The organism is Ruegeria sp. BG11 (assembly GCF_056538565.1).
The window spans coordinates 37400-53039 of sequence record NZ_JBQFTH010000009.1; the positions used below are offsets into that span (position 1 = coordinate 37400).

The following is a 15640-nucleotide window of genomic DNA, read 5'->3' on the forward strand; positions in this document are numbered from 1 at the left end:
CGTATAGGCTGGACACCACGCTCTGAGGCCCATTTTGCAACATACGCTCAAATCTCCGGTTACGTTTAAAGGCGTAGGACTGCATGGCGGTCAGCCTGCAATCATGGTTCTGAAACCGGCAGCCGCCGGTCACGGGATCTGGTTCAAACGGACGGATATTGAGCTGGGCAATGCGTTGATCCCTGCAGTCTACGACATGGTCGAGCGCACACCGCTTTGCACCCGTCTGGTGAATGACGCCGGTGTTTCCGTCTCGACCGTTGAACACATCATGGCAGCGCTTGCCGGGTGCGGCGTTCATAATGCCCTGATCGAAATTGATGGGCCCGAGGTTCCGATCATGGATGGATCCTCGATCGACTTTGTACGCGGCATCATGGCGAAAGGCGTTCGCCGCCAGGCCAGCCCGGTTCTGGCCTACGAAGTGTTGAAGCCTGTGACGGCGTCTCGTGAAGGGGCTAGTGCCTCGATCAAACCTGCGGACGGGCTGATTATCGACTTCCATATTGATTTCGAAGACGCGGCCATCGGAAGCCAAACGAAAACGCTGGACATGCGCAACGGGTCCTTCGTGCGCGAACTCAGCGATAGTCGCACGTTCTGCCGCCGGATCGACGTCGAAACCATGCGTCAGAACGGCTTGGCTTTGGGCGGAACGCTGGAAAACGCAGTGGTCGTTCAAGGCACCGAGATTCTTACACCGGGTGGTTTCCGCCACGCGGATGAAGCTGTGCGCCACAAGATGCTGGATGCGCTTGGTGATCTGTATCTGGCTGGTGGCCCGATTCTGGGTCACTTCACCGGCGACAAGTCGGGTCATTCCATGACCAACACGCTGCTGCGCACATTGTTCGAAACACCTGGCGCGGTTCGTCCGATCCTTTGTACCCCCGAGCAGGCCGCCCGTCTGCCCGGTCAGGGCCTTATTGCCGCTGAAATCCCTGCTGTCGCTTGATCTGATCAATCTGACTACATTTCCGCCAGCGGGTGGATAAGGCGTTTTGCACCGCAATTTTCTGTGCTAGACCAAGGCTCGATCCGGTTGGGATCCTGTAAGTAAGACGACAAGGATAAGCGGTATGGTTGGCAGCAAAGCGGCAGTCAGATTCGCAAGTGCGATTCTTCTGGCGGCAGTTTTGAGCGCCTGCGGCAACGCAGGGGGCCTGTTCGGTAATAAAGGCGCGGATCGGGATCAGAACCTTGAAGGGTTCACGCCGGAACAGATCTATACGCGCGGTGAATACGAGTTGTCGCAGAATCGCTCGGACGACGCGGCGTGGTATTTCTCGGAAGTTGAGCGTCTGTATCCCTATTCCGATTGGGCCAAACGTGCGCTGATCATGCAGGCGTTTTCATTCCACGCCGACAAGAATTACGAAGAAAGCCGTGCTGCGGCACAGCGCTATATCGACTTCTACCCAACCGACGAAGATGCGGCCTATGCGCAGTATCTTCTGGCGCTCAGCTATTATGACCAGATTGACGAAGTTGGCCGCGATCAGGGTCTGACCTTTCAGGCCCTGCAAGCGTTGCGCACCGTGATCGAGGTTTATCCGGACAGCGAATACACCACTTCGGCCGTGTTGAAATTCGATCTGGCCTTTGACCATCTGGCTGGCAAAGAAATGGAGATCGGACGCTATTACCTCCGTCAGGATCACTATGTCGCGGCCATCAACCGGTTCCGCGTCGTGGTTGAGGATTTTCAGACTACTTCTCACACCGCCGAAGCACTCTATCGTCTGATCGAAGCTTATCTGTCGCTCGGCCTATTTGATGAGGCGCAGACGGCGGGCGCGATATTGGGGTACAACTACCAGTCCTCGGAATGGTATGATGATGGGTACAAGCTGCTGACCTCGCGAGGGCTGGATTTGAAGAGCCGTGGTAACAACTGGCTCAGCACGATCTATCGCCAGACGATCAAAGGTGAGTGGTTGTAATCGCCATGTCATCAGGCTTGGGACGTTAAAGACCCGATGCTGCGCGCCCTCGATATTCGCGACATGCTGATCATTGACCGGCTGGAACTGAGTTTTCAGCCGGGCTTGAACGCGTTGACCGGTGAAACCGGCGCGGGCAAGTCGATTCTTCTGGACTCACTGGGCTTCGTCCTTGGATGGCGTGGACGGGCCGAGCTGGTCCGCCAAGGCGCTGTGCAGGGCGAGGTCGTAGCCGAGTTCGAATTGTCCGAAGGCCACCCTGCCCATGCTGTTTTGGCGGAAGCTGGTCTGCCGGGTGGTGAAGAACTGATCCTGCGCCGGGTTAACACGGCAGAGGGCCGCAAAACCGCTTGGGTCAACGATCGCCGCTGTTCAGGTGAAGTCCTCCGCGCTTTGTCGGAAACGCTGATCGAATTGCATGGTCAGCATGACGACCGGGGATTGCTGAACCCTCGTGGACATCGTGTGCTACTGGATGACTACGCTCAGGTCTCGGAACTATTGGCCAAGGTCCGTCAGGCATGGTCCGAGATGTCGCGCAGCCGCAAAGCGCTGGCTGAGACTGAAGCCGCTTTGGCCGCCACGCGGGCCGAGGAGGAATTCCTGCGCCATTCCGTGGCGGAGTTGGACAGGCTCTATCCGCAACCCGGCGAGGACGCAGATCTCGACGCCCGCCGCCGCATGATGCAGGGGGCGGAGCGTATCCGCGACGACGTCGCTCGTGCATTTGACCTACTGGGTAGTGACGGGGCCGAAGGCGCGATGTCGGACGCGACACGCTGGCTTGAGGGTGTTTCAGAGTCGGCTGGCAGGCAGTTGGAGGAGCCGATTGCAGCGCTTGGCCGGGCCATGATCGAATTGAGCGAGGCGCAAGATGGTGTGAACACCTGCCTTCAGGCGCTGGACTTCAACCCCGCCGACCTAGAAGCCGCCGAGGAGCGTTTGTTCGCCATCCGAGCACTGGCCCGTAAACATGATGTGGCCCCGGATGATTTGGGCACCTTTGCCGATACTCTGCGTGATCGCTTGGGTAAGCTGGATGCGGGCGACGCCGATCTGGCCGACCAACGTGCTGCGGTTGAGGCGGCCCAGGCGACCTATGATGCGGCTGCGGCAGATCTTAGCGCTGCGCGTCAAGCGGCGGCTGGACAATTGGATAAGGCCGTCATGGCCGAGCTAGCACAGCTGAAAATGGAACGCGCGGTGTTTCGGACCGAACTTACCGCGTCCGATCCCGGACCTGAGGGCGCCGACGCGGTGGCCTTCACGGTCGCCACAAACCCGGGTGCACCGTCGGGGCCGTTGAACAAGATTGCCTCGGGCGGGGAGCTCAGCCGCTTCCTGCTGGCGTTGAAAGTCTGCCTGTCTGGAGATGACAGCGCCCGGACCATGATCTTTGATGAGATCGACCGGGGTGTGGGCGGTGCGACGGCCGATGCGGTGGGGCGCAGGCTGGCGTCTCTTGCACAGGGCGGGCAGGTTCTGGTCGTCACGCACTCCCCTCAGGTCGCAGCGCGCGCCGCCCATCACTGGCGCGTGCAGAAGCAGGTCACCGATGGCCAGACCCTTTCGACCGTAGTGCCGCTGGCCGAAATAGATCGCGTCGACGAAATTGCCCGCATGGTCTCTGGCGATACGATCACAGAAGAAGCACGCGCGGCTGCTCGTGCTTTATTGGAGGCTTAATGCGTCTTTGGCGCAATCTGCTGGCCTGACTGTCGCTATCTTACTTTTCTCAGACACCGCCGTGGCTTACTAAGGGTTAAGCTATGATCCCCGAGAGCCAATGACCCAATCAACCCGCACTGTTCTGCGTAACCAGCTCAATCAGGCTCTGGCCGCGATCAAGGATGCGTGGCGGGTGATGCGCCGCCGGGGGCCAAGTCAAATTCAATTCTGGTTTATCGCTCTGGCGATCGGGATTGCGGCAGGGTTTATGGCGCTAGGGTTCCGCAAGGCGATCCGCGGTCTGCAGGCGTATATCTATGATACCGAGGATATACTGCTGCTGCACAGCCACGCTGAGAAGCTGCCTTGGTTCATCGTGCTGATCATTCCGATCATCGGCGGGGTGATCGTGGGGCTGATCCTCACGCGCTTTACTGATGATGGCCGTGTGCGTTCGGTCGCGGATGTGATCGAAGGGGCGGCGGTCAGCGATGGGCGGGTCGAGACCAAGGCTGGCGTCGCTTCGTTGTTTGCCTCGCTGATCACGCTAAGCACGGGCGGCTCCACAGGGCGGGAAGGGCCAGTGGTGCATATGGCCGGGGTCATCTCGACTTGGGTCAGCGACCGCATCCATGCGGACGGAATCACCGGGCGCGATCTGCTTGGATGCGCTGTGGCCGCTGCGGTCTCGGCCAGCTTTAATGCCCCCATCGCAGGTGCGCTGTTCGCGCTTGAGGTCGTTTTGCGCCATTTCGCAGTCCACGCCTTTGCACCCATCGTCATTGCCTCGGTCGCGGGGACGGTGATCAACCGGCTGGAATATGGCGACGTCACCGAGTTCACGTTGGATACGCCCGGTTCATTGCAATTCTACGTCGAACTGCCTGCCTTCCTAATCCTTGGGCTGATCTGCGGGTTGGTATCCTTGCTACTGATGCGATCGATCTTTTTCGCCGAGGATATCGGCAATCATGTTCAAGACAGATTGTCTTTGCCCGGATGGCTGCGCCCAGCAGTTTCGGGTGCGATGCTAGGCCTTTTGGCGATCTGGTTCCCGCACATTATTGGCGTTGGGTATGAAACGACGATCCGCGCCCTGACCGGTGATCTGGTGCTGACCACGGCGATCCTGTTTGCGGTCCTCAAGACAGTGGCGGTTGCAATTACCATGGGCGGGCGCATGGGCGGAGGCGTGTTTTCGCCTTCTCTGATGATCGGAGCGCTGACCGGGCTGGCCTTTGGGCTGATCGCCACCGGATTGCTTCCGGATGTATCGGGAACCCATACCCTTTACGCTTTTGCCGGAATGGGGGCCGTGGCTGCTGCGGTTCTGGGCGCGCCGATTTCAACCACTTTGATCGTGTTCGAGCTGACCGGAGACTGGCAGATCGGTCTGGCGGTGATGGTATCTGTCTCGATGTCCACCGCCTTGGCCTCGCGCCTTGTGGACCGGTCGTTCTTCCTTACCCAGCTGGAACGTCGCAATGTGCATCTGGCGGCGGGACCACAGGCCTATCTGTTGGCGATGCTGCGTGCTGGAGCGGTAATGCGACCGATTGGCGATGCGCGCTCGATCACCAAGGAGGAAGCGCAGGCGCTGATCGAAAAAGGCCTCTGTGTCAAGGCAAGCGCGACACTCGAGGCGGCGATGCCCTATTTTGACCGCGATGATATTCCTTGTATCCCCGTGATCGTCATGGACGAAAACGGGACAGAGACGCCGGTTGGCGCGCTCTATCACATCGACGTTCTAAAGGCCTATAACCGGGCGCTGGCTGCGACAGCGGCCGAGGAACATTCCTAGCCGTTATACACGCTCGCCGCGTCGCCCAGGTAGTTGTCCCACGCGAACCAATAAGAGATATGCCCGGCCACGCGCGGCAATTGTGTGCCATCCGGTCCGATCAGCATCTCTTCAGACAAGGTCCATTTGCGACCGCTCTCATCGACCAGACCTCCGCCTGATGCTTTGAACCGGTGGCCCGCACGCTCGTAGGCGCGCACTGTCCGGCGGTCTGAGTTGCCGATCAGAACCAAAGGTCGATCCGCGATTGCATCGTTAATCACACGAGTTCTGTCGAAAGCGTCCAGCGGCCAGGCCCGCGCGGCGCCGAACTGGCGGATGGTGAAGATGTAGTCTTTCTGGCGATGCTCGGACTGATCCACCAAAGCTGGGAACATCAACTCGGGCGAGGCGAAATACTCGCGATACACCACGCCCGAGCCATAGTTGCGACGATGCCCGGTGCTGAGCGACAAGACGCGCGTGTCCGGGTGAGAGGTTTTCCAGCTGTCCCAAGTCGTGATCACCACGGAGCGCTGCTTCAGCTCGATCCCGCTGTCAACCAGGGGGCCCACTACTGGTTTGCCGGTATACTGGTTCCACAGCGAATGCGTCTCGCGGTCGAACATCAGCTTGTTCGAGCGATACAGGAACCCCGAGGAACCGAAGACAAACGGTTTGCGCCGCCCCGGCACCTGCGTCTCAAACAAGATGCCGGACCCGCAGAGGGTGCAATAGGCCAGCGCTACCGGCACGCCACCGATCACCTCGTTGAACATCTCGTGCCAGCCCATGATCCGCAGCGGGTAAGCGCGCACGTCGCCGTTGATCGAAACCCCAAAGACCAGGTCGTCATCTTTCAGATAGTCGGCGTCGGAGGCCGAAATCAGCTTCGGATTGTCCAGCGAAGGGATGCCATCCTTGCGCACGCCGCCCCAAGTGACCTCCTCCAGCCGGATCTTCATCCGCTCGCGCTGCAGGTATTCGGGACGCAGGAACAGGTCGAAATTGTCGTCGATCCGCAGCAGGACCTCGCGCTTGAACGGGATCAATGAAGGGTGTGGGACGATCTGAGGATTCTGCTCTTGCCAGAGCATCCAGTCGAACCAGTCGGTGCCGAGTTGCTCGCCGGTCAGAGTCTCCATCACCTCAACGATATCATCGCGCCGCCGGTCGGTGAAGCGCATGGCGGTCAACAGGGCAGGGACCACATCCGGGCTCCCGCGCTGTACCAGAAAGGCCATCTTGGCTTCGAAATCCGTGCGGCCGCCGCGCAACGTGCTGTGCAACGCATCCAACACAGGGTCTTCCTGCGCCCAACTTGCGGCAGGTGCCAGCGCGCTGGCTCCGACCATTCCTACAAATTGGCGACGAGAAACAGACATGGCACCCTCCGATCCTTTTTCGCGCTTAGTATGAGGGCAAATGCACCGCCTTGCATGAAACAGCTGCGTGATTGGCGCGTGATCACCCGCGATCGTTGATTTGAGGGGCTAGGTCTGAAAAACAGAGAGGGTATTTTCAGAGCAGATTTCCCATGACCAATGCGATGCTGGGTGGTCAGCCGCATCCCGCGCGCTCTGGCCGGCGGCGGGTTTTGTGTTTTGCCTACCTTCGCGCATTGCCTTCCCTTCACCGCTTTGCCCATTTTCTATGTGCAATAGGTCGGACTTCCCTTTTATGCGCTCGATTTTGATCGCGACCTCTTTGCTGGCGGGGACAGCGGCTGAGGAACACTCATGAGGTTTTGGTGGCGGGCGGGCCACTATGGGTTTCTCTTTGAATTGAACATATTGTCTGAAAGTGCGGTGTCTCCTAGCCTAATTGACGAACTTCACATGAAAGTCACTCTGATTGAGGTTTGGACATGTCCTACGAACGATTTTCTTGGCTGACAGCGGCGGTTGCGATCTCGATGATTGGTGCTGTCCCAGCTCGAGCGCAGGAGGCTCCGTATGTCACGGGCTTTCTCGGTATTACCGATATGGGCGACTATGATTTTGATTTCTTTCAAACGGTTCCTTCAATCGTGGTCGGTCAAGGCACCATCACAACCGACACTGGAATCTCCTACGGTCTTGCCGTCGGAATGAAGGTCGCGCCAAATCTGCGGGCCGAATTCGAACTTTCACACGCCTCGAATGATACAAAGGAAATTGGTCGCCCGTTTACTCAGTACGACGGAAGCTTTGATGCGACATTCGGGGTGGTAAACCTCTGGTATGACATCCCGGTGAAGGGCAGGTTCAAACCCTATGTTGGCGGCGGGCTTGGGTTTGCGCGGGTTTCCCACGACGGTCAGTCCGGTGCTGGCGTCACATTGGTCGATGACAGTGACACCGCTATTGCAGGGCAATTGGGGTTTGGCGGCCGCTTCCAAGTAGGGGAACGCGGAAACATCGACATCGGGTACCGTTACAAGACGACCGGCGATCTTGATTTCACCACGACCCAAGTGTTCATCCCGACAGATCTCACGGATGGCCGCTACTCGTCGCACTCGCTCATTCTTGGGTACAGCTACAGTTTCTGACAGACGTAACTAGGTACTTGCGGCCTCAAATCTGTTCGATCTTGATCGAGTCCACCGGGTAGAAAGCCAGATAGTCTTTGAGGCCAGCTGTCTCCTTGCCGGGGGCCTCAAAGCTCCAGGCCGCGTTTTCGGTGACCGAGGACTTGTTCACGATCGAGAAATGCGTGGCATCGCCCTTGTGTGGGCAGTGAATCACCTTGTCCGTACGATCTAGGAAGGCCATCGCGATGTCAGAACGGGGAAAGTAGATCACGGGTTCCAGATCACCTTCGCGCAACTCAAGCGCGTTTGAGCTTTCGCCCAGAATGGCCCCACCAGAGCGGACGCTCCACTTGCCGGGTGCTTCGGTGATCGTGATTTCAACCATGTCTTTTCCCTCGTTCTTGTCAGGGCTTCTCCTTTGCCCATTTTATGTGACAGTCTGATGTCAGACTGGCGCAGTTGCGGCATCCAACCACAGTTGAGCGTCCTCGCCCAGCCTTGGCCTGATTTTTTCCGCAACGTCGCGGTGATAGCTGTTCAGCCAATCCCGTTCTTGCCCCGTCAGCATGTTGACCAGGATCAGGCGGCGGTCGATGGGCACATAGGTTAGCGTGCGCCACTGCAACATGGCCCGTTCCGCATCGCCGTCGGGCAGCGATGGCGCTTCCTCCACGACGATCAGGTTCTCGATCCGAATGCCAAACGCGCCCTCGCGGTAATAGCCGGGTTCGTTCGACAGGATCATACCGGGCTCAAAGGGTACATGGCTGACACGCGACAGGCGTTGCGGGCCTTCATGCACGCTCAGATACGCGCCGACCCCGTGACCGACCCCGTGGTTGAAATCCTGCCCCGCCTGCCACAGCGGCGCGCGCGCGACGCATTCGATATCGCGTCCGGCCAGCCCAATTGGCCAGCGTAGCATCGACATGGCGATCATGCCTTTCAACACGCGGGTAAAGCAGGCCTTCTCGGTCTCACCAACTTCACCAATCGCGATGGTGCGCGTGATGTCGGTGGTGCCGTCCAGATACTGCCCGCCGCTGTCCAGCACCAACAAATGACCGTCCTGCAAGGTGCTGTCGGTCTCTTCGGTCACGCGGTAATGCATGATCGCCCCGTTGGGGCCGGTTCCTGCGATCGTGTCGAATGAGATATCCTGTAGCGCGTTGTCCCACCGACGGGCCTCTTCTAACCGGGTCACGACCTGCGTTTCGCTGATCTGACCCGGCGTTTGCCGATCCAGCCAGACCAGCGTTTCGACAACGGCAACAGCGTCGCGCAGGTGGGCCTCGGCGCTGCCTGCGATTTCGGCCGGGTTCTTGCGCGCTTTGGGCAGGGCGCAAGGGTCGCCACCATCAACCATCCGGTCCCCAAGCGCATCTGCAACGATCTGAGGCACAGTGCCCGGATCGACCTGAACCTTACCTTCTAGGGTAGCAACGGCGTCCAAAAATCCATCAGGCTCATGAACCGAAACCTGAGGGCCCAGATGCTCCCCCAGTTCGCCTAGTTTTGCGGCGGCCATGAACAGATCAACACGCCCGTCCGCATGCAGAATGGCAAAGCCATGGGCTACCGGGTTGTAGGCAATGTCCGAGCCGCGAATGTTCAACACCCACATGATCGAGTCGGGCAAGGTGATCACCGCCGCGCTTCGCCCGCCGACACGCAGGCCATCAGCCAGTCGCGTGATTTTGCTCTCAGCGGTTTCCCCTGCAAACTCAATCGGATGTACCTTGACCGGGTTCATCGGAGGAGCAGGCTGATCCTGCCATACCCGGTCCACCAGATTGGCACACGGCACCAACTCAATCCCGCTTCCCTCAAGGTCCTTTTGCGCGGATTTGATCTGACCAGCGGCATGTAGCCAAGGGTCAAATCCAACCGATCCCCCGTTCGGCAACTGCTGTTTCAACCAGCTACTCAGGCTCACATCGGGCCAGGGCACCGGAGTGTAGTCATCGGCCACCTGCGCCTTGACCTGCGTCCGATAGCGCCCGTCAATGAAAACCCCGGCCACGTCCCGCAGGGCGGCGCAAAACCCGGCCGAGCCGGTGAATCCGGTCAGCCACGCCAGCCGTTCGTCCCGAGGGGCCACATACTCACCCTGATGCGCATCCGCACGCGGCACCAGAAAACCGTCCAAACCTTCGCGCTCTAGTTCCTGCCGCAAAGCAGCCAATCGCGGAGGTCCCTGTTCGGGCCGTGCTGTCACCTCAAAAGACTGAAACATACCTGCCTCCCTCAAGCCAAAGTGTGGTTTCAAGCCACCTCTTCATCTTTTTTTAAAATATACCCGGCGGAGGCAAGGCCAGCCTCAGCTGGCCCTTTTCATCCCCATCACCCGGGCCCGCGCGCGCGGATCGCTGTCGAACAATGCCGCCAACTGTTCGGTCATAGCACCGGCCAGCTGTTCCACATCTGTGATGGTCACCGCACGATCATAGTACCGCGTCACGTCATGCCCGATCCCAATGGCCAACAATTCCACCATCTTGCGTTTTTCGACCATGGCGATCACATCGCGCAGGTGTTTCTCCAGATAGTTCGCCGGGTTTACACTCAGCGTGGAATCATCGACCGGGGCACCATCGGAAATCACCATCAGGATCTTACGCGCCTCGCGCCGCGCCAGCATCCGACGATGGGCCCATTCCAGCGCCTCACCGTCAATGTTTTCCTTCAGCAGCCCTTCTTTCATCATCAGGCCCAGATTGGGCCGCGCCCGCCGCCATGGGGCATCGGCACCCTTGTAGATGATATGGCGCAGATCGTTCAGACGTCCCGGCTGTTGCGGGCGGCCTGCATTCAACCAAGCTTCACGGGCCTGACCGCCTTTCCAGGCGCGGGTCGTAAAGCCCAGAATTTCAACCTTCACATTGCAACGTTCCAGCGTCCGGGCCAGAACATCCGCGCAGATGGCCGCAATCGAAATCGGACGCCCCCGCATCGAGCCCGAATTATCAAGAAGCAGAGTCACCACGGTATCTCGGAACTCGGTGTCCTTTTCGACCTTGAAGCTCAGCGGCGTGGTCGGGTTGGCAACCACGCGTGCCAAACGACCGGCGTCCAGAATTCCTTCCTCGCGGTCAAACTCCCACGACCGGTTCTGTTGCGCCTGCAAGCGACGCTGCAACTTGTTGGCCAAGCGACTGACCGCACCCTTCAACGGCTCAAGCTGCTGATCCAGATATGCGCGCAACCGCTCCAGTTCTGCAGGTTCCGCCAAATCCTCGGCAGCGATCTCCTCGTCATGGGTGTTCAGATAGACCTTGTATTCCGGGTCAGCCTCGGACGCAGGCGGAGGGGCAGGCGGCTCCAGCGGAGCCTCGCCTTCGGGCATCTCGGCCTCATCACCCATCTCATCCTCGGCCATCTCGTCCATTGAGACTTGGGCCTGAGATTGATCCTGCTGTTCTTCTTGCGACTGCTCGGGCGTGGCGTCAGGATCCTGTTCCTCCTGATCATCCTGCCCGGTGCTGTCGGGGTCGGGCTGCTCTTCTGCGTTTTCCTCGGCCTGATCTTCCTGTTCTTCGTCCAGCTCATCAGGATCATCACCCAGCTGGTCGCCATAACCCAGATCTTTGATCACCTGACGGGTGAACTTGGCGAACTCTGCCTGGTCCGAGAGGATTTCGTCGAGCTTCTCAAGCGTGCCGCCTGCCTGTTCCTCGATGTATCCACGCCAGAGGTTCATGACATTGTTGGCGGCCGGCGGCAGATCACGCCCGGTGGCCAGATGCCGGATCAAATAGCCCGCAGCAACCGACAAAGGCGCGTCTGCCGGCTGCTTGCATTGGTCGTAGCCGCGCCGTAGGGCTTCATGGCTGATCTTGACATCAATGTTTGAGGCCGTACCGGGCATATCCCGCGCACCCATCGCCTCGCACCGGGCGGTTTCCATCGCTTCATAGAGGTCCCGCGCCATATCTCCGGGCGGGGCATAGCGCATATGGGTCGCGTCATCGTGATAGCGGCGCTGCAAGGCCAAGGCATCGGCAGTTCCGCGCGCCAGCAAAACCTCTTCGCGCGTCATGCGGCGGGATACCTGAGGCAACCGCATTGCCTCACCCGAAAGGCCCGAGGGATCGACGGTATAACTTACGGAAAGCTCCGGATCATCGGCCATGACCTTGGTGGCCTCGGCCAGAGCTTTCTTGAACGGATCAGCAGGGTTGTCGTTCTTTTGTGCCATGTCCCCAAGCCTTTCACATTGCCGTCCCGATTTCCACTAAACAGAAATCCGGATCCGCCTTCATCTGGCTAAAAATACCTCCGCCGGAGGCATTGCGCCCGCGGCGGGCGCAATTCGGCGTTAGCCCAAGCTCACGCTCGCCGCGCTTTCCGGCAGTTCTTCGTCAAAGCAGCGCTGATAGAACTCGGCCACGGTCTGGCGCTCAAGCTCATCACATTTGTTCAGGAAGGACAGGCGGAACGCATAGCCCACATTGCGGAAAATCTCTGCGTTTTGTGCCCAGTTGATCACGGTCCGGGGGCTCATCACGGTCGACAGGTCGCCATTCATGAAGGCGGTCCGGGTGAGGTCGGCAACGGTGACCATCTGGCTGACGGTCTTGCGGCCTTCAGCCGTGTTATACAGTGGCGCTTTGGACAGCACGATCATCGTCTCGGCATCGTGGCTGAGGTAGTTCAGCGTCGAGACCAGAGACCAGCGGTCCATCTGGGCTTGGTTGATCTGCTGCGTGCCGTGATAGAGGCCGGTGGTGTCGCCAAGACCAACGGTGTTTGCGGTGGCGAACAGGCGGAAATTCGGGTTCGGCGTGATGATCTCGTTCTGGTCCAGCAGGGTCAGCTTGCCGTCATGCTCCAGCACGCGCTGGATCACGAACATCACGTCCGCACGGCCTGCATCGTATTCGTCGAACACAATGGCAACCGGGTTGCGCAGGGCCCAAGGCAGAATGCCTTCGTGGAATTCGGTGACCTGCTTGCCGTCTCGCAGCTTGATCGCATCCTTACCGATCAGGTCGATCCGGCTGATGTGACTATCCAGGTTCACACGCACGGCGGGCCAGTTCAGACGGGCGGCAACCTGTTCGATATGGGTCGACTTACCTGTGCCGTGATAGCCCTGGATCATCACACGACGGTTATGCGCAAAACCTGCCAGGATCGCCAGAGTTGTCTCCGGGTCAAACTTGTAGGTCGGGTCAATCGCAGGCACCCGGTCGCTACGTTCCGCAAAACCTTTGACCGCCATGTCGGTATCAATGCCGAACACGTCACGGACCGAGATCTCTTCGGTGGGTTTTGCGTTGATATCAATCGATCCGTCAGCCATTCGTCTTGTCCTTATCCTTAGGCCCGTCTTGCCGGGTTTGAACCCGTGTGTGGTGCAACATATTCCGACCAAGGGCAAGGGAAAGCCGCGCGCTAAAAACGCTGACAGGATGTTTCTTATCAACTGGCCTTATCTGCGGGAAGGGCGGGGTCGTGTTAGAGTAGCCTTGAGCAAGCGGCTTGGGTTGGGTTCTTCAATAAATCGTCAACCTTATGAAAACCTTATGTCTCTATTCGCGCGGCAACTACGGCAAGTCGCGGTCTGGGCTCGGGCTTGAGCTCCTGCTCAACGACAAGTTTGAGAGTCCGTTCATTCAATTACCGTTCAGGGGACGCCTCACTCTGAGACTAATCGGGATTTAAATTCACGAAATTAAATATTTCTTTGAATGGGCCTATTTGAAGGGTAAAATGAGCAAAGCCCGCATGTGTAATGGGCTATATGTAGGGGGTTAAGGTGTTCGCGACATCCTTTGTTAAGTCGGGGTGGCTTCAACTGTTACCTGTTGGCGACCGGCAAGGTGCAGTGAATGCCTTTTGACGCGCTCCTCTACACGGTGACTGAGACCGGCGGCACTGGTAACCTCATAGTTCAGGGATCAACGACACCTGCGATTATCTCAGGGCAAACGGTTTCTTTCGATGGCGGCACGACCTTCGTGCCCTACACCTATCTTGGTCAGGGAAATTACCGCGGGACCAGTGAAACCGCGGATTTTATCCAAGTAGGCGGGCAGATTTACGCTTTCAATAGTGTCGATCCGACCGGGTCTCTCAGCACCGGGAATTGGGAGATCACCGTGAGTGACCTCGACCCGGTCAACCCGCCTTGTTTTGTAGCTGGAACGCTGATTGACACAGATGGAGGGCCACGCCCTGTAGACTCTTTGATGGCTGGGGATCGGGTCTGTGTGGCAGGCGGGCAAACACTGCCGATCATCTGGATAGGCAAAAGAACTCTCAGCGCGAACGCGTTGCGCAAAAATCCAAAGTTCAGGCCCGTCCGGATTCAGCGCGGCGCTTTGGGTGATGACCTGCCCAGCCAAGACTTATTTGTTTCCCCCCAGCATCGAATTGTGCTGGAAGGTTGGCGGGCCGAGCTTCTTTTTGGCGAGCCACGGGTTTTTTGTGCCGCAATACACTTGGTGAACGATGGTTTGATCCGTCAAATGCCGCCTGTGGCACCTGTAACTTATTTCCACTTTGCCTGTAGTCGACATGTGGTCCTATCGTCACATGGTTTGCAAAGCGAAAGCTTGTTTCTCGGTGATCTTGCGTTGAAATCATTCCAACGCGAAGACGTCGAGGAATTGCGTGCCTTGTTTCCCGAGCTTAGTAATCCGGCTTCGGCGCAACGACAGCGGACACACTTGCGTTGTCTGAAGCGACCCGAAGCAGAAGTATTGCGGGATTTGTTGCCAGGGCAAGAGCGTTTTACTTAAAGTTCCGGCTGTCCTTGATCTGATCCCAGGCCCAGACGACCTCTTGCAGTTGCTCTTCCTGAGACCGGTCACCGCCGTTCATATCCGGGTGCAGCACCTTGATCAGCTTCTTGTAGGCCTTGCGAACTTCGGCTTTGGACCAGCTGTCATTGGCCTCCAGAATCTCGATAGCGCGCCGTTCGGTGGGCGGAAGGCGACGGCCACCGCCACCCGAGGTGCGGCCTTTGTTCTGGGTGCTGTTTGCCCCCAGAACCTGGTGTGGGTCTTCGATACCCAGACGCGCCCACGCACGGGCCTCGGGGTCGCCCATGGGCTTGGTTTCACGCTCCCAGACTTTGTCCTTCGTGCGTTGTGCGTTCAGTTCAGCCTCGGTCGTGCCGTCGAAGAAGTTCCACTTCTGATTGTACTCGCGCACGTGCTGCTGGCAGAACCAGTAGAAGTCATCCAGAACGTCCGGGGCCTTGGGCGCGCGGTACTTGCCCGCCTCTTCACAGCCCGGGTGATCACAGATTCGCACCGAGGTTTCAGAAGCACCTGACATGCCCCGACGCCCGCGCGGGTTCTTTTTCTTGGCGCTGGAGACGGACATATCGAATCCGAAAGGGTCTGATTTCGTCATGCTGTGATCCTTAAGAACGCATCTTCTCGACTCGGAGGCAGCAGTTTAGTCTAAGCAGCCGAAAGTAGAAGAGGGGGGCGGCAAGTTTTTTGCCGTTGAGCGTAAAAATGACTGTGACTGACGAAATCCGAACCCGACTGCAGGCCGCCTTTGATCCGCGTGAGCTTGAGGTGGTGGATGACAGCGAAAGCCACCGGGGTCATGCAGGGTTTCAGGAAGGTGGCGAGAGCCATTTCAACGTTCGCATCCGTGCCGCCGCATTCGAAGGCCAATCTCGCGTGGCCCGGCATCGCGCCGTTCACAAAGCGCTGGGCGACATTGTACCGCGTATCCATGCTTTGGCGTTGGATATTGGCGTTTAATTTC

The 15640-nt window shown here is 58.5% G+C and carries 13 protein-coding genes; 7 read left to right on the top strand and 6 right to left on the bottom strand.

The genetic code is table 11. From position 1 onward, the window contains the following. Positions 1-34 precede the first annotated feature (34 nt). From lpxC to ACR0JF_RS15135, 4 genes are all read left to right on the top strand, one after another. Positions 35-955 (top strand): UDP-3-O-acyl-N-acetylglucosamine deacetylase, encoded by a 921-nt coding sequence (gene lpxC / locus ACR0JF_RS15120; protein WP_170660657.1) that lies wholly within the window; start codon positions 35-37, stop codon positions 953-955. Positions 956-1079: 124 nt separating this feature from the next. Next, positions 1080-1943 carry an outer membrane protein assembly factor BamD gene (locus tag ACR0JF_RS15125; RefSeq protein WP_170660658.1) on the top strand — a complete coding sequence of 288 codons (864 nt, stop codon included), beginning with the start codon at positions 1080-1082 and terminating at the stop codon, positions 1941-1943. A gap of 36 nt (positions 1944-1979) precedes the next feature. Further along, positions 1980-3629, top strand: a complete 1650-nt coding sequence (recN, locus tag ACR0JF_RS15130; RefSeq protein ID WP_170660659.1) for a DNA repair protein RecN — start codon at positions 1980-1982, stop codon at positions 3627-3629. A 100-nt stretch (positions 3630-3729) separates the two neighbouring features. Beyond that, positions 3730-5415, top strand: coding sequence for a chloride channel protein (locus tag ACR0JF_RS15135; RefSeq protein WP_170660660.1), 1686 nt, complete (start codon positions 3730-3732; stop codon positions 5413-5415). Here ACR0JF_RS15135 and ACR0JF_RS15140 read toward each other — a convergent pair. Continuing rightward, positions 5412-6779 carry a DUF3179 domain-containing protein gene (locus ACR0JF_RS15140; RefSeq protein ID WP_170660661.1) on the bottom strand — a complete coding sequence of 456 codons (1368 nt, stop codon included), beginning with the start codon at positions 6777-6779 and terminating at the stop codon, positions 5412-5414. The genes ACR0JF_RS15135 and ACR0JF_RS15140 overlap by 4 nt on opposite strands. Positions 6780-7261: 482 nt before the next feature. Between ACR0JF_RS15140 and ACR0JF_RS15145 the strand changes: the two genes are divergently transcribed. After that, entirely contained in the window at positions 7262-7927 is a 666-nt protein-coding gene (locus tag ACR0JF_RS15145) for an outer membrane beta-barrel protein (protein ID WP_170660662.1), read from the top strand. Positions 7928-7952: 25 nt separating this feature from the next. On the opposite strand, the gene ACR0JF_RS15150 is transcribed toward ACR0JF_RS15145, so the two are convergent. The 4 genes from ACR0JF_RS15150 to cobS form a co-directional block, all read right to left on the bottom strand. Beyond that, positions 7953-8294, bottom strand: coding sequence for a DUF427 domain-containing protein (locus ACR0JF_RS15150; protein ID WP_170660663.1), 342 nt, complete (start codon positions 8292-8294; stop codon positions 7953-7955). 60 nt (positions 8295-8354) lie between these two features. Then, positions 8355-10145: an aminopeptidase P family protein gene (locus tag ACR0JF_RS15155; protein WP_170660664.1), complete on the bottom strand. Its 1791-nt coding sequence runs from the start codon at positions 10143-10145 to the stop codon at positions 8355-8357. Between the two features lie 84 nt (positions 10146-10229). After that, entirely contained in the window at positions 10230-12107 is a 1878-nt protein-coding gene (gene cobT, locus ACR0JF_RS15160) for a cobaltochelatase subunit CobT (protein ID WP_170643028.1), read from the bottom strand. Positions 12108-12227: 120 nt separating this feature from the next. Next, on the bottom strand, positions 12228-13214 hold the full coding sequence (gene cobS / locus ACR0JF_RS15165) for a cobaltochelatase subunit CobS (RefSeq protein ID WP_170375030.1): 987 nt from the start codon (positions 13212-13214) through the stop codon (positions 12228-12230). A gap of 529 nt (positions 13215-13743) precedes the next feature. Between cobS and ACR0JF_RS15170 the strand changes: the two genes are divergently transcribed. Then, positions 13744-14655, top strand: a complete 912-nt coding sequence (locus tag ACR0JF_RS15170; protein WP_170643027.1) for a Hint domain-containing protein — start codon at positions 13744-13746, stop codon at positions 14653-14655. Here the strand turns inward: ACR0JF_RS15170 and ACR0JF_RS15175 are convergent. Then, positions 14648-15274 carry a J domain-containing protein gene (locus ACR0JF_RS15175; RefSeq protein ID WP_170375034.1) on the bottom strand — a complete coding sequence of 209 codons (627 nt, stop codon included), beginning with the start codon at positions 15272-15274 and terminating at the stop codon, positions 14648-14650. The two genes, ACR0JF_RS15170 and ACR0JF_RS15175, sit on opposite strands and share 8 nt — an antisense overlap. A 107-nt stretch (positions 15275-15381) precedes the next feature. On the opposite strand from ACR0JF_RS15175, the gene ACR0JF_RS15180 reads away from it, so the two are divergent. Next, positions 15382-15636, top strand: coding sequence for a BolA family protein (locus ACR0JF_RS15180; protein WP_170660665.1), 255 nt, complete (start codon positions 15382-15384; stop codon positions 15634-15636). Positions 15637-15640 lie beyond the last annotated feature (4 nt).

Coding starts and splice junctions, on each gene's coding strand:
- ACR0JF_RS15125 (WP_170660658.1), top strand. CDS start 1,080: ATGGTTGGCAGCAAAGCGGCAGTCAGATTCGCAAGTGCGATTCTTCTG.
- recN (WP_170660659.1), top strand. CDS start 1,980: ATGCTGCGCGCCCTCGATATTCGCGACATGCTGATCATTGACCGGCTG.
- ACR0JF_RS15135 (WP_170660660.1), top strand. CDS start 3,730: ATGACCCAATCAACCCGCACTGTTCTGCGTAACCAGCTCAATCAGGCT.
- ACR0JF_RS15140 (WP_170660661.1), bottom strand. CDS start 6,779: ATGTCTGTTTCTCGTCGCCAATTTGTAGGAATGGTCGGAGCCAGCGCG.
- ACR0JF_RS15145 (WP_170660662.1), top strand. CDS start 7,262: ATGTCCTACGAACGATTTTCTTGGCTGACAGCGGCGGTTGCGATCTCG.
- ACR0JF_RS15150 (WP_170660663.1), bottom strand. CDS start 8,294: ATGGTTGAAATCACGATCACCGAAGCACCCGGCAAGTGGAGCGTCCGC.
- ACR0JF_RS15155 (WP_170660664.1), bottom strand. CDS start 10,145: ATGTTTCAGTCTTTTGAGGTGACAGCACGGCCCGAACAGGGACCTCCG.
- cobT (WP_170643028.1), bottom strand. CDS start 12,107: ATGGCACAAAAGAACGACAACCCTGCTGATCCGTTCAAGAAAGCTCTG.
- cobS (WP_170375030.1), bottom strand. CDS start 13,214: ATGGCTGACGGATCGATTGATATCAACGCAAAACCCACCGAAGAGATC.
- ACR0JF_RS15170 (WP_170643027.1), top strand. CDS start 13,744: ATGCCTTTTGACGCGCTCCTCTACACGGTGACTGAGACCGGCGGCACT.
- ACR0JF_RS15175 (WP_170375034.1), bottom strand. CDS start 15,274: ATGACGAAATCAGACCCTTTCGGATTCGATATGTCCGTCTCCAGCGCC.
- ACR0JF_RS15180 (WP_170660665.1), top strand. CDS start 15,382: ATGACTGTGACTGACGAAATCCGAACCCGACTGCAGGCCGCCTTTGAT.